Source organism: Enterobacter sp. AC1 (genome assembly GCF_050434705.1).
GTDB lineage: Bacteria > Pseudomonadota > Gammaproteobacteria > Enterobacterales > Enterobacteriaceae > Enterobacter > Enterobacter cloacae_L.
The window spans coordinates 318,645-332,025 of sequence record NZ_JBNDIZ010000004.1 but is presented as its reverse complement, the minus strand read 5'-3'; the positions used below and the strand labels follow the sequence as shown (position 1 = coordinate 332,025).

11 protein-coding genes and 1 pseudogene are annotated in these 13,381 nt (G+C 55.4%); 2 read left to right on the top strand and 10 right to left on the bottom strand.

All coding sequences use genetic code 11. From position 1 onward, the window contains the following. Nucleotides 1–42 precede the first annotated feature (42 nt). The 4 genes and pseudogenes from lspA to M2433_RS14770 form a co-directional block, all read right to left on the bottom strand. A complete protein-coding gene (gene lspA, locus M2433_RS14785; protein WP_047346316.1) occupies nt 43–543 on the bottom strand; it encodes a signal peptidase II in 501 nt (166 codons plus the stop codon). Continuing rightward, the gene (gene ileS, locus M2433_RS14780) at nt 543–3,359 is read right to left on the bottom strand and encodes an isoleucine--tRNA ligase (RefSeq protein WP_429055043.1); all 2,817 of its coding nucleotides are present in this window, start codon (nt 3,357–3,359) and stop codon (nt 543–545) included. The genes lspA and ileS overlap by 1 nt, the downstream gene beginning before the upstream one ends. Before the next feature lie 45 nt (nt 3,360–3,404). Then, the gene (gene ribF, locus M2433_RS14775) at nt 3,405–4,331 is read right to left on the bottom strand and encodes a bifunctional riboflavin kinase/FAD synthetase (protein ID WP_047346314.1); all 927 of its coding nucleotides are present in this window, start codon (nt 4,329–4,331) and stop codon (nt 3,405–3,407) included. 7 nt (nt 4,332–4,338) lie between these two features. Further along, nucleotides 4,339–4,557 (bottom strand): annotated as a pseudogene (locus M2433_RS14770) (DUF2575 domain-containing protein). A 101-nt stretch (nt 4,558–4,658) separates the two neighbouring features. Between M2433_RS14770 and rpsT the strand changes: the two are divergent. Then, the gene (gene rpsT, locus M2433_RS14765) at nt 4,659–4,922 is read left to right on the top strand and encodes a 30S ribosomal protein S20 (protein ID WP_003856458.1); all 264 of its coding nucleotides are present in this window, start codon (nt 4,659–4,661) and stop codon (nt 4,920–4,922) included. A 57-nt stretch (nt 4,923–4,979) separates the two neighbouring features. Here the strand turns inward: rpsT and nhaR are convergent, their stop codons facing one another. The 4 genes from nhaR to dnaK form a co-directional block, all read right to left on the bottom strand. Beyond that, nucleotides 4,980–5,879 carry a transcriptional activator NhaR gene (gene nhaR, locus M2433_RS14760; protein ID WP_059312603.1) on the bottom strand — a complete coding sequence of 300 codons (900 nt, stop codon included), beginning with the start codon at nt 5,877–5,879 and terminating at the stop codon, nt 4,980–4,982. Nucleotides 5,880–5,937: 58 nt separating this feature from the next. After that, nucleotides 5,938–7,113 carry a Na+/H+ antiporter NhaA gene (gene nhaA / locus M2433_RS14755; protein ID WP_429055040.1) on the bottom strand — a complete coding sequence of 392 codons (1,176 nt, stop codon included), beginning with the start codon at nt 7,111–7,113 and terminating at the stop codon, nt 5,938–5,940. 171 nt (nt 7,114–7,284) lie between these two features. Beyond that, nucleotides 7,285–8,427: a molecular chaperone DnaJ gene (gene dnaJ, locus M2433_RS14750; RefSeq protein ID WP_429055038.1), complete on the bottom strand. Its 1,143-nt coding sequence runs from the start codon at nt 8,425–8,427 to the stop codon at nt 7,285–7,287. 87 nt (nt 8,428–8,514) lie between these two features. After that, on the bottom strand, nt 8,515–10,428 hold the full coding sequence (gene dnaK / locus M2433_RS14745) for a molecular chaperone DnaK (RefSeq protein ID WP_128348228.1): 1,914 nt from the start codon (nt 10,426–10,428) through the stop codon (nt 8,515–8,517). 296 nt (nt 10,429–10,724) lie between these two features. On the opposite strand from dnaK, the gene satP reads away from it, so the two are divergent. After that, nucleotides 10,725–11,291 carry an acetate uptake transporter gene (gene satP, locus M2433_RS14740; RefSeq protein WP_047346310.1) on the top strand — a complete coding sequence of 189 codons (567 nt, stop codon included), beginning with the start codon at nt 10,725–10,727 and terminating at the stop codon, nt 11,289–11,291. Here satP and M2433_RS14735 read toward each other — a convergent pair. Both M2433_RS14735 and mog read right to left on the bottom strand, forming a co-directional pair. Beyond that, a complete protein-coding gene (locus M2433_RS14735; protein WP_429055037.1) occupies nt 11,268–12,590 on the bottom strand; it encodes an MFS transporter in 1,323 nt (440 codons plus the stop codon). The two genes, satP and M2433_RS14735, sit on opposite strands and share 24 nt — an antisense overlap. Nucleotides 12,591–12,712: 122 nt before the next feature. Then, a complete protein-coding gene (gene mog, locus M2433_RS14730) occupies nt 12,713–13,300 on the bottom strand; it encodes a molybdopterin adenylyltransferase (RefSeq protein WP_047346308.1) in 588 nt (195 codons plus the stop codon). Between the last annotated feature and the right edge of the window lie 81 nt (nt 13,301–13,381).

Genomic DNA, 13,381 nt, shown 5'->3' with positions numbered 1-13,381 from the left:
CGCTTGTTTTGCCCGGTGACATTACACCACCGGGCGAGTGTATTACGCCTGCTCTTTCGCGGCTGGTTTCGGCAGGAAGCCTTCCAGCACGATTAACGCCGCACCGATGCAAATTGCGCTATCGGCGAGGTTAAAGGTCGCGAAGTGCCAGTCGCCGACGTAGAAGTCGATCATATCGACCACAAAGCCGTGCCACAGGCGGTCAAACAGGTTGCCCAGCGCGCCACCAATGATCAGCGCATAGGCGATGTTATTCAGCTTTTGCGTCGCCTTCGAGCGGTACATCAGCACTGCCAGGATCACGCAGATACCGAGAGCGATACCCGCAAAGAACCAGCGCTGCCAGCCACCGCTGTCGGCCAGGAAACTGAACGCCGCGCCGTAGTTGCGCGCATAGTGCAGGTTAAGCGACGGGAACAGCGGGACCGTATCCCCCAGAGCAAAATTCTGGAGGATCAAGAACTTGCTGCCCAGATCGATAATCAGCACCACCACAACCAGCCACAGCCAGCGCAGTCCTGTTGAACAGAGAGTTTTACTCATCAGGCAAACTTACGTTTTTCGCCGTCACCGGCGACGTTGCTTACACAGCGTCCGCAGATGTCTGCGTGTTCCGCCACCTGACCGACATCGGTAGTGTAATGCCAGCAGCGCGGGCATTTCTCACCGTCGGCTTTGCTCAGCGCGACTTTCAGTCCTTTGAGCAGCTCGCTCTGCTGAGCATCAGCAGAAGCTTCGGCATAATCCGCAACTTTCGCGCCGGAGGTCAACAGGACAAATCGTAATTCATCGCCCAGCGCCGTCAGTTTAGCCGCCAGCTCCGGTTCCGCGTACAGCGTGACCGTTGCTTCCAGAGAACCACCGACTTTCTTGTCAGCGCGCGCCTGCTCGATAACCTTGTTCACTTCACCGCGTACTTTCAGCAGCTCGTCCCAGAAGGCATCGTTCATCGCTTCGGTGCTGGAGAGGTCGAACAGACCTTCGTACCACTCGCCGGTGAAGACATACTTCTCGCGGTCGCCTGGCAGATAGCCCCAGATTTCATCCGCGGTGAAGGACATGATCGGCGCCATCCAGCGCACCAGCGCTTCTGCGATGTGGAACAGCGCGGTCTGGCAGCTACGACGCGCCACGCTGTCCGCTTTCGCGGTGTACTGGCGGTCTTTGATGATGTCGAGGTAGAACGAGCCCATCTCGATGGAGCAGAAGCGCATCAGGCGCTGTACCACTTCATGGAAGTCGTAAGACTCATAGGCCTTCAGGATATCGTCCTGCGCCGCTTTCGCGCAGCCTACCGCCCAGCGGTCCAGCACCACCATCTCTTCCGGTTTCACCATGTCTTTTGCCGGATCAAACCCGTTCAGGTTCGCCAGCAGGAAGCGCGCGGTGTTACGGATACGACGATAGCTGTCGGCAGCACGTTTCAGGATCTCGTCAGACACCGCCATTTCGCCGGTGTAGTCGGTGGAGGCCACCCACAGACGCAGAATGTCTGCGCCCAGTTTGTTCATCACATCCTGTGGAGAAACGGTGTTACCGATAGATTTGGACATCTTGCGGCCCTGACCATCCACGGTGAAGCCGTGGGTCAGTACCTGACGGTAAGGAGCTTTGCCCTTCATGGCGGTGGAGATCATCAGGGATGACATGAACCAGCCGCGGTGTTGGTCAGACCCTTCCAGATACATGTCGGCGGCGTGACCGGAAAACTCCGGACGCACGTCAACCACGGAGGAGTGGGTAGACCCGGAGTCGAACCACACGTCCAGGGTATCCGGCACTTTCTCGTAGCTGTCTGCGTCAGCGCCCAGGATGTCGCGCGAGTCGAGATCCCACCACGCCTGAATACCGTCAACTTCGACGCGTTTCGCCACTTCTTCCATCAGTTCCAGGGTGTTCGGGTGCAGCTCCTGCGTCTCTTTATGCACGAACAGAGACATCGGTACGCCCCAGGTACGCTGACGGGAAATACACCAGTCAGGACGGTTAGCGACCATGGATTCGATACGCGCCTGGCCCCAGTCAGGGATCCACTGCACGCCTTTGATCTCTTTCAGGGACTGCGTGCGCAGGCCTTTCTGATCCATGCTGATGAACCACTGCGGGGTCGCACGGAAGATGATCGGCGTTTTGTGACGCCAGCAGCACGGATAGCTGTGCTGCATTTTCTCTACGTGCAGCAGCGCGCCGCTGGTGCGCAGCATATCAACGATGATGTCGTTGGCTTTAAAGACGTTGATACCGTCCAGCGCCGGGTAGGTGCCAGGCAGATAAGAGCCGTCCGGACCCACCGGGTTAGCGATTTCCAGACCGTACTTCAGGCTGATGCTGTAGTCGTCAGGACCGTGGCCGCCGGCGGTATGTACCGCACCGGTACCCGCGTCCAGGGTGACGTGGTCGCCGAGGATCGCCGGAACATCGAAGTCCAGGAACGGGTGTTTAAAGCGCATCAGCTCCAGCGCGTCACCTTTTACGGTACCCAGCACGGTGTAGTCGGTGATATTCGCGCGTTTCAGCACGCTCTCAACCAGATCTTTCGCCAGGATAACTGCCTGACCTTCTACCTGCACCAGCGCATATTCGAACTCACCGGACAGGGAGATCGCGCGGTTGGCGGGCAGGGTCCACGGGGTGGTGGTCCAGATCACCAGCGAGATCGGGCCGTTTACCGAGGAGACGCCAAATTTAGCTTTCACCGCATCCTGATCCACCGCGTGGAACGCCACGTCGATAGACGGAGAGGTTTTGTCGTAATACTCCACTTCCGCTTCTGCCAGCGCAGAACGGCAGTCCACGCACCAGTGCACGGGCTTAGCGCCTTTATGCAGGTGGCCGTTACCGATGATTTTACCCAGCGCACGGATGATGTTGGCTTCGGTTTTGAAGTCCATGGTCAGGTACGGGTGCGACCAGTCGCCCAATACGCCCAGACGGATGAAGTCAGCGCGCTGACCGTCAACCTGCGTGGCTGCGTATTCGCGGCATTTCGCACGGAACTCAGCGGCGGTGAACTTCTCACCCGGTTTGCCAAACTCCTGCTCTACTTTCAGCTCGATCGGCAGACCGTGGCAGTCCCAGCCCGGAACGTAAGGCGAGTCATATCCCGTGAGGCCTTTGGACTTCACGATAATGTCTTTCAGAATCTTGTTAACCGAGTGACCAATATGAATGCTGCCATTCGCATATGGAGGGCCATCATGCAGAATGAAGGTTTTCTTGCCTTTTTTGGCTGCACGAATGATGCCGTACAGGTCATCATCGGTCCAACGCGCCAGCATTCCCGGTTCGCGCTTGGCGAGATCGCCGCGCATCGGGAACCCTGTTTCCGGCAAATTCAGGGTTGATTTATAGTCACTCATCAGATTCTCGGTTCCGTATTTATCACGTAGGCATTTAAGCCGGGTTCAAAGCCCAAAAAACTCGCGGGCCGTCAATTCATCTCGCGCAATTTGCGCTTTGAGTTCATCCAGCGAACCAAATCGCTGCTCGTTGCGTATTTTTTTACGCAGTATCACATCTATATGGCGACCATAAAGGTCCATTACAACGTCCAGCAGGTGCACTTCTAACTGTTGACGCACACCGGCAACGGTAGGACGCGTGCCAATGTTGGCGACGCCATAAAATGGCTTATCGCCCAGTCCTGCCACTTCTACCGCATAGACCCCTTTAACCGGGGAAACCTGACGACGCAGCGGTATATTCGCCGTCGGGAAACCAATGGTGCGGCCGAGCGCGTCGCCATGGACAACGCGGCCTGAGATGGTGAACGGATGCCCCAGCAGGGTTTCTGCCGTATCCAGTTCATCATTGGCCAGCGCCTGACGTACTGCCGTGCTGCTGACGCGAACGCCGCCTTCACAAAAGGTCATCGCACTGGTGACGTCAAAGCCGTACTCCAGACCAGCCTTCTGTAATAGCAAGAAATCACCCTGACGACCAGCGCCAAAGCGGAAATCATCCCCCACGGCAAGAAACTGCACGCCAAGACGCTCAACCAGCAGGTCACTGACAAAATTTTGTGCTGTCAGCGCGGCAAAGCGACGATCGAAACGTACGCACAATACGTAGTCCACGCCGGACTCCGCCAGATAGCGCAACTTCTCGCGCAGGCGGGTGAGGCGGGCGGGAGATTTATCGCCCGCAAACAGCTCCAGCGGCTGCGGTTCGAAAATCATCACTACCACGGGCAGGCCGCGGGCCTCCCCTTCTTTACGCAATCCCTGCAACAGCGCCTGATGACCACGATGCACGCCGTCGAAATTACCAATTGTCAGCACGCACCCGTGCGGTGCTCTGCTGAGATTATGTATGCCGCGTATCAGCTTCATGTCTGGCTCAAAACAGTGAAAATCGCCAAAGTATACCTTGTACAGCGGTTAAGGTTAACCGGCGATTGTTCGTGCAAAACAGAAAGCCGTAATGATTTCATCAGGCTGACCTTTCGCAGCGAAAAAATCTGCTCGTGAACTGCGATTTTTATGCCGAAAGGCTGTATTCAGAGAAGACAAGCTGGTAGAATCCTGCGCCATCACTACGTAACGTAGCGTCGCTAATTAACGGCGCTTATTTGCACAAATCCATTGACAAAAGAAGGCAAAGAGGGCATATTCCTCGGCCTTTGAATTGTCCACATAGATCATATTTGGGAGTTGGACTTGGCTAATATCAAATCAGCTAAGAAACGTGCCGTTCAGTCTGAAAAGGCTCGTAAGCACAACGCAAGCCGTCGCTCTATGATGCGTACCTTCATCAAGAAAGTATACGCAGCAATTGAAGCTGGCGATAAAGCTGCAGCGCAGAACGCATTTAACGAAATGCAACCAATCGTGGATCGTCAGGCTGCTAAAGGTCTGATCCACAAAAACAAAGCAGCGCGTCATAAAGCAAACCTGACCGCGCAGATCAACAAACTGGCTTAATCGCTACTTGTTGTTGCTTGTTTAAAGAACCCGCTTAACGCGGGTTTTTTTATGCCTTCAGATTGCCGGTGGTGTAAACAGCGCCGAGTAGTCACGGTTACAGATACGCTGCACCGCCGGGTGCTGAATCATCCTTTCCGCAAAAATCGCGTGATACTCCTCCATCACGTTATCGACCCGACCAATTTCCGTAATCCTGTTATCTGAATAGAGATCGTGCGCGTACAGCGTCGGTGCAACGAAGATAGCATTGTGCGCTTCGCCAAAGGCTTTCATCAGCGCCGCGTCGTCGAACTCGCCGAGGATCTCAACGTTCAACCCCTGTGAGTTAAACCAGTTCAGCAGCTTGCGTCCCAGCATGGAACGCCTTCCCGGTACCAGCAGGCGACGCTCTTCCAGGCAGGCCGGGAAGGGTTTTTCCGGCGGCGGGTTAATACACCAGAAGCTCACGCCGCATTCGCCAATCTTCACCGAGAACAGCCCTTCCTGCTGCGTGGAGTCGATAGGACAATCCGAGATAATCATGTCCAGCTTGTGCTGGCTCAGCTGTTCCAGCAGCATCTCGTGGGTGGATTCAAAGCAGCGCAGGTGGATTTGCTCGTCTTCTACCACCGCCGCATCCAGCACGCCACTCACCAGCCGTTTCGACAGCGCATCCGCCACACCCACGTCAAAGAGCAGGTTCGACTCTTTGCGGTAGTTGACGATATCCAGCATCTCCTGGCTTAGGGTGAACATTTTATCCGCGTAGCGGAAAACCAGCTCGCCCAGTTCGCTAGGTTCAATCCCACGCCCCTTACGCTTGAACAGCTTGCCCTGTAGACGTTCTTCCAGCGCCTTGATCTGCCCGGTGATGGTTTGCGGCGTCAGGTAAAGGGCCTCTGCCGCCCCGACCACCGAGCCCTGTTTGTAGACGTGCCAGAAGTAGTAAAGATGGTTGTAATTTAAATGAGACATTGCGTCTTCTCTCCCTGAGTGTGTATCGGGAGAAGGTTCCCCTCCCCCCGGTTTTCCGTTATGCCTGGACGGCCTGTCCGGACAATTTCACCTTCAACAAGGTATAACCGATCACCGCAGCCAGTAATGACCCGATGAGAATGCCGAGTTTAGCCCAGACGATAAGCTCAGGCGCATGCGCGCCAAACGCCAGCGTCGAGATAAAGATCGACATCGTAAACCCGATTCCGCACAGCACGCCCACGGCCATAATCTGCGTAAACGTGGTGCCGTGCGGCAATGTCGCCAGCTTCAGCTTCATCGCCAGCCAGCAGAAAAGGCTAATGCCCAGCGGCTTACCGATAAACAGCCCGGCAATAATACCCAGCGGCAGCACGGACGTCAGCCCGTCCAGCGTAACGCCGCCAAGGGAAACGCCCGCGTTGGCAAACGCAAACAGGGGCAGGATCATAAAGGCGACCCACGGATGCAGGACATGCTCCAGCTGTTTAGCGGGTGATTTGCCCTCCTGCGGCTTAAGCGGCACGAAGAAACCGACAATCACGCCAGCCAGCGTGGCATGCACGCCCGATTTCAACACCGCGGTCCACAGCACCATTCCCACGAGGATGTAGATACCGATGCGGCGAACATTAAAGACGTTCAGCAGCGCCAGGACCGCAATCGCTCCTGCGGCCACGCTCAGAGACAGAATCGACAGATCGCTGGTGTAGAACAGCGCGATAATCACAATTGCGCCCAGGTCATCGATGATCGCCAGCGCCATCAGGAAGATTTTCAGGGCAACCGGCACGCGGTTTCCCAGTAGTGCCAGCACCCCAAGCGCAAAAGCGATATCCGTCGCAGCCGGAATTGCCCAGCCGTGACGTGCAATCGGATCCTGCCAGGTAAACGCCAGGAAGAGCAGCGCCGGAACCACCATCCCGCCGAGCGCGGCAATCACAGGAAACGCCGCACGCTGGCGGCTGGCAAGCGAGCCCAGCACCAGCTCACGCTTAACCTCAAGTCCGACCAGCAGGAAGAACACCGCCATAAGCGCATCGTTGATCCACAGCAGCATGTTCTTGTTGATTTCCAGCGCGCCGACCTTCAGCTCAACGGGCGTTTCCAGAAAAGCATGATACAGATCGCGGGTAAAGCCGACGTTTGCCAGCACCATTGCGGCCGCAGCGGCAATAATCAGGATCACGCCACCGGACGCTTCACTGCTAAAGAAACGGTGTAGTAATTTCACTTTAATTCTCTCTTTTACAACAATACCTCGATAAAACCATAATACCAAGCCTTATAGCTCGGCAAAAACAGATTAATATTGAGTATAGGTTCAGTTTTACCGAACAATACCCATAAATAGAAAAAGCCCGGAATCACTTCCGGGCTTTTGCAAATGAAACCTGCTAACCGATTAGCGGGTCAAATCATCGAAGAATTTTTTGACGCCATCGAAGAAGCTTTTGGAGCGTGGGCTGTTTTTCTCACCCGTCGGGCCGCCAAAGCTTTCCTGCAGCTCTTTCAGCAGCTGTTTCTGCTTATCGTTCAGGCCGACCGGCGTTTCCACGACGACGCGGCACAGCAGGTCGCCCTGCGCACCACCGCGAACGGATTTCACGCCCTTCCCGCGCATGCGGAACAGCTTACCGGTCTGGGTTTCACCCGGGATCTTCAGATTGACGCGGCCATCCAGCGTAGGCACTTCGATTTCGCCACCGAGGGCAGCCATCGCGAAGTTGATCGGCACTTCGCAGTACAGGTTATTCCCTTCACGCTCGAAGATAGCATGCTGCTTCACCTGCACCTGAACGTACAGATCGCCTGCCGGTGCGCCGTGTTCGCCGGCTTCGCCTTCGCCAGCCAGGCGGATGCGGTCGCCCGTATCCACGCCTGCCGGAATTTTCACGGACAGGGTCTTGGTTTTCTCAACGCGGCCGTGGCCGTGGCATCTGGTGCACGGATCTTTAATCAGCGTACCGCGACCGTGACAGTGAGGACAGGCCTGCTGTACCGCAAAGAAGCCCTGACGCATCTGTACCTGACCAGAGCCGTGACAGGTTGGACAGGTCTGCGGCTGAGTGCCCGCTTTCGCGCCGCTGCCGTGGCAGACGTCACACTCTTCCAGCGTTGGAATACGGATCTCTTTGGTGACGCCGCGAACGGCCTCTTCCAGCGACAGCTCCATGTTGTAGCGCAGGTCCGCGCCGCGCGCCGCGCGCTGACGACCACGGCCACCGCCGAAGATATCGCCAAACACATCGCCAAAGATATCGCTGAAGTCAGCGCCGCCGCCAAAGCCGCCGCCGAATCCACCGCCGCCCATGCCGCCCTGTTCAAAGGCTGCGTGACCGTACTGGTCATAGGCCGCACGTTTTTGTGCATCGGTCAGCACTTCGTAGGCTTCTTTGATCTCTTTAAATTTGGCTTCAGCCTCTTTGTCACCCTGGTTACGGTCCGGGTGGAATTTCATGGCCAGGCGCTTATACGCCTTTTTGATTTCACGCTCTTCCGCAGTTTTCGGAACGCCTAAAATCTCGTAATAGTCTTGCTTTGCCATTGGTTTTTTTAAGCCCCTTAACATGCGAGCACGGGCGTGGAGAATTCTCCTACGCCCGTGCCGATTAATTACCCTGCATCAGGGCGATTATTTTTTATCTTTAACTTCTTCGAACTCAGCGTCGACAACGTCGTCATCTTTCGCGTTGTTCTGAGAAGCGTCAGCGCCTGCCTGCTGCTGGGCATGCTGCTGCTGAGCGATTTCCATCAGCTTCTGGGAAGCCTGAGCCAGCTCCTGCATCTTCGCTTCGATATCCGCTTTGTCTTCACCTTTCAGTGAAGATTCCAGCGCGCTCAGTGCAGCTTCGATAGCAGTCTTGTCTTCCGCTGGCAGTTTATCGCCAGCTTCTTCAACCTGCTTACGGGTGCTGTGCAGCAGATGGTCACCCTGGTTACGAGTCTGAACCAGCTCTTCGAACTTACGGTCGGATTCAGCGTTAGCTTCGGCATCGCGAACCATTTTTTCGATTTCCGCTTCGTTCAGGCCAGAAGATGCCTTGATGGTGATCTTCTGCTCTTTACCGCTGTTTTTGTCTTTCGCAGACACGTGCAGGATACCGTCAGCATCGATGTCGAAGGTCACTTCGATCTGCGGCATGCCGCGCGGTGCCGGGTTAATACCGTCCAGGTTGAACTGACCCAGAGATTTGTTATCCGCCGCACGCTTACGCTCACCCTGAATCACATGGATGGTTACCGCAGACTGGTTGTCTTCAGCGGTAGAGAACACCTGGCTGTGCTTCGTCGGGATGGTGGTGTTTTTGTTGATGAGCGCAGTCATCACACCGCCCATGGTTTCGATACCCAGAGACAGCGGGGTAACGTCCAGCAGCAGTACGTCTTTCACTTCACCGGTCAGTACGCCACCCTGAACCGCAGCACCGATAGCAACCGCTTCGTCCGGGTTAACGTCTTTACGTGGCTCTTTACCAAAGAACTCAGCCACTTTCTTCTGAACCATTGGCATACGCGTCTGACCACCAACCAGGATAACGTCCTGGATGTCAGAGACGGACAGACCAGCGTCCTGCAGGGCAACTTTCAGCGGCTCGATAGAACGGTTCACCAGGTCTTCTACCAGGCTTTCCAGTTTCGCACGGGTCACTTTGATGTTCATGTGTTTAGGACCGGTCGCGTCTGCAGTGATGTACGGCAGGTTCACGTCGGTCTGCTGAGCGGAAGACAGTTCGATCTTCGCTTTCTCAGCGGCTTCTTTCAGGCGCTGCATAGCCAGCGGGTCGTTACGCAGGTCAATGCCCTGATCTTTCTTGAACTCATCAACGAGGTAGTTGATCAGACGGGTATCGAAGTCTTCACCACCCAGGTGGGTATCACCGTTGGTTGCCAGAACTTCGAAGGTTTTTTCGCCGTCAACTTCGTCGATTTCGATAATTGAGATATCGAAGGTACCACCACCGAGGTCGTAAACCGCGATAGTGCGGTTGCCCACTTCTTTATCCAGACCGTAAGCCAGTGCAGCCGCGGTAGGTTCGTTGATGATACGTTTTACTTCCAGACCTGCGATACGGCCAGCATCTTTAGTTGCCTGACGCTGAGCATCGTTGAAGTATGCAGGAACGGTGATAACAGCTTCAGTTACCGGCTCGCCCAGGTAATCTTCAGCGGTTTTCTTCATTTTCTTCAGCACTTCAGCAGAAATCTGCGGTGGTGCAGTTTTGGTGCCTTTCACATCAAGCCATGCATCGCCGTTATCTGCCGCGATGATTTTGTAAGGCATGATGGAAACGTCACGCTGAACTTCTTCGTCCTGGAAGCGGCGACCGATCAGGCGTTTAATCGCAAACAGGGTGTTTTGCGGGTTTGTCACTGCCTGACGTTTAGCCGGCTGACCAACCAGAGTTTCACCATCCTGGGTATAAGCAATGATAGAAGGCGTGGTGCGATCGCCCTCGGCGTTCTCCAGCACGCGTGCAGTAGTGCCATCCATAATCGCTACACAAGAGTTGGTAGTACCCAGGTCGATACCAATAATTTTACCCATCTAAACGTCTCCACTAAAAATTCAGTCAACATGTGGTTGTGTACCTGTAATAAGGGCAGAACGTGCTTTTTCAACTGCCCAGATTTGATTTTTTTCAGGTCCACACACTGCGGTTGCTTACAAGATGGGGTCGCAACGTCATCCATCAAGGGGGAAGGATAAAAAAATTTTTAATTTCACCCCGATGAGATCATAGACGCCATCGATTGCGCCCATTATGATGCCGCGCCCCGTCAGGGAGAACTGACGCGGGTTTAACCATTTCACCATATTAATGATGATTTTTTTGAGGACTTATGGGCAACACTAAGTTGGCTAATCCGGCTCCGCTGGGCCTGATGGGTTTTGGCATGACCACTATCCTGCTGAACCTGCACAATATCGGGATGTTCCCGATGGATGGCATTATCCTGGCGATGGGCATTTTTTACGGCGGTATCGCGCAAATCTTCGCGGGCCTGCTGGAATATAAGAAAGGCAACACCTTCGGCTTAACCGCCTTCACCTCTTATGGCTCTTTCTGGCTGACCCTGGTTGCCATTCTGCTGCTGCCTAAAATGGGCCTGGCAGACGCGGCAAACGCCCACTTCCTGGGCGTTTACCTGGGCCTGTGGGGCGTCTTCACCCTGTTCATGTTCTTCGGCACCCTGAAAGGTAACCGCGCGCTGCAGTTTGTCTTCCTGAGCCTGACCGTGCTGTTCGCCCTGCTGGCGATTGGTCACCTGGTGGATAACGAAGGCATCGTTCACGTTGCAGGCTGGATTGGTCTGGTTTGCGGCGCAAGCGCTATCTACCTGGCAATGGGTGAAGTGCTGAACGAGCAGTTTGACCGCACCATTCTACCGATTGGTGAAAAACACTGATCCCTCTGTCGTGCCCGCCTCGCGGGCACGACATCCCCACGCCTGCCGAAGCCAAATTCCCAATACCAGCCCCATGACTGAAAGCGCGAGAACATACCAGGCGGGTGCCATCGGTGATACGCCCATCAGCACCGTGACCGCGATCGGCGTCAGTCCGCCAAAAATGGCATACGACACATTGTAAGAGAAAGAGATGCCGGTGAAGCGAACCTCTGGCGGGAACGCACGTACCATGACATACGGCACCGCGCCGACAACCCCTACGCACAGCCCCACCACACCGTACAACACGAACAGCTGTTCAGGATGACTACCTGCCAGGTGATAAAATGCCCAGCTGGACGCCGCCAGCAGCAGGCTGCCTGTGATAAAGGTCAGGCTCGGGCCAAAGCGGTCGACGGCCAGCCCGGCCGCAAGACAGCCAAAGCAGAGCATAATGGTCGCGATACTGTTTGCCTGCAGCGTCACCGCCGGGGCGAATCCATACTGTTTCTGCAGCCAGACCGGCGACATTAATATCACCACGACAATGCCCGCCGAAAGCAGCCAGGTAAGAAGCATCGACACCACTACCGCTTTTTTATGGCGGACCACGACGGCTTTCACCGGCAGCTCCTGCGCCAGCGCTTTGCGCTGCTGCATCTCCAGGAAAATCGGTGTCTCCTGCAGCCAGCGACGCAGATACATCGCTACCAGACCAAACGCCCCGCCCAGCAGGAACGGAATACGCCAGCCCCAGTCGTGAACGGCCTGCTGCGTCATGCTGGTGTTGACAATCGTCGCCACCACCGACCCCAGCAAGATCCCGACGGTCAGGCCCGCCGTTAAGGTTCCACAGGCGATGCCAATCCGGCGCGCCGGAACATGTTCCGCCACAAACACCCACGCACCCGGCACTTCACCGCCAATTGCCGCGCCCTGAAGCACGCGCATCAGCAACAGCAGCAGCGGAGCAAGAATGCCCAGTGAGGCATAGGTGGGCAGCAGGCCAATGGCCAGCGTGGGTACGGCCATCAGCAGGATGCTGAGGGTAAACATCTTCTTACGACCAACCATATCGCCAAAGTGCGCCATCACAATGCCGCCCAGCGGACGCGCCAGATACCCTGCGGCAAAAATGCCGAAGGTTTGTACCTGACGCAGCCACTCGGGGATATCCGCCGGGAAGAAGAGTTCCCCCACCACGGCGGCGAAGAAGACGAAGATGATGAAATCGTAAAACTCCAGCGCGCCGCCTAAGGCCGCGAGCGTGAGGGTTTTATAGTCCTGTCGATTCAGAGGTCGGGTGTTATGTGACATAGAGAACCATTTAGCTTTTATTGTGGATTTATTTTTACAGTCATCGTAAAGAAAAAATTACTATATCGTAAAAACCTTACCACGCCATCGCCGCTTCAGCTAATGTCACATAATCGTTATTTTCAGGAGATTGTTTCGCGGCGTGCGCTTTTAGGACGAAAAGCTGCTACCACTTTCTCGTCCGTCTCAACGTACGGCCCCTCCAGCAGCTGTATACAATACGGTACACTGGCAAAAATGCCGTGCACAATGACGCTGCCGTCTTCCGCTTTCAGCCCTTCCAGCGTCTCTTTGATCGACTTCGGCTGGCCCGGCAGGTTCAGTATCAACGCCTGTTTGCGGATTACGCCCACCTGACGGGAGAGAATGGCCGTCGGGACAAAGTGTAGACTTATCTGGCGCATCTGTTCACCAAAGCCCGGCATTTCACGATCGGCGATAGCCAGCGTCGCGTCCGGCGTCACATCCCGGCGAGCAGGCCCCGTTCCCCCGGTGGTCAGCACCAGATGGCAGCTCATCTCATCAACCAGCTCACAGAGCGTCTGCTCAATGATCGGCTGTTCGTCTGGGATCAGGCGGGTCTGAATTTCAAAGGGGGTAGTCAGCGCGTTGCCAAGCCACTCTTCCAGAGCGGGGATGCCTTTATCCTGGTAAACACCGCTGGAGGCGCGGTCAGAAATCGACACTAAGCCGATGCGTAAGGTATTCATATCCATTCCATTCAAAAAGTACTGATTAAAGGGAATGATACACGCAGAGAGGAGATTCAGACAGGGTATGAAGGAAGACGC

Coding starts and splice junctions, on each gene's coding strand:
- nhaR (WP_059312603.1), bottom strand. CDS start 5,879: ATGTCTCATTTAAATTACAACCATCTTTACTACTTCTGGCACGTCTAC.
- mog (WP_047346308.1), bottom strand. CDS start 13,300: ATGAATACCTTACGCATCGGCTTAGTGTCGATTTCTGACCGCGCCTCC.
- M2433_RS14735 (WP_429055037.1), bottom strand. CDS start 12,590: ATGTCACATAACACCCGACCTCTGAATCGACAGGACTATAAAACCCTC.
- dnaJ (WP_429055038.1), bottom strand. CDS start 8,427: ATGGCAAAGCAAGACTATTACGAGATTTTAGGCGTTCCGAAAACTGCG.
- ileS (WP_429055043.1), bottom strand. CDS start 3,359: ATGAGTGACTATAAATCAACCCTGAATTTGCCGGAAACAGGGTTCCCG.
- satP (WP_047346310.1), top strand. CDS start 10,725: ATGGGCAACACTAAGTTGGCTAATCCGGCTCCGCTGGGCCTGATGGGT.
- ribF (WP_047346314.1), bottom strand. CDS start 4,331: ATGAAGCTGATACGCGGCATACATAATCTCAGCAGAGCACCGCACGGG.
- dnaK (WP_128348228.1), bottom strand. CDS start 10,428: ATGGGTAAAATTATTGGTATCGACCTGGGTACTACCAACTCTTGTGTA.
- lspA (WP_047346316.1), bottom strand. CDS start 543: ATGAGTAAAACTCTCTGTTCAACAGGACTGCGCTGGCTGTGGCTGGTT.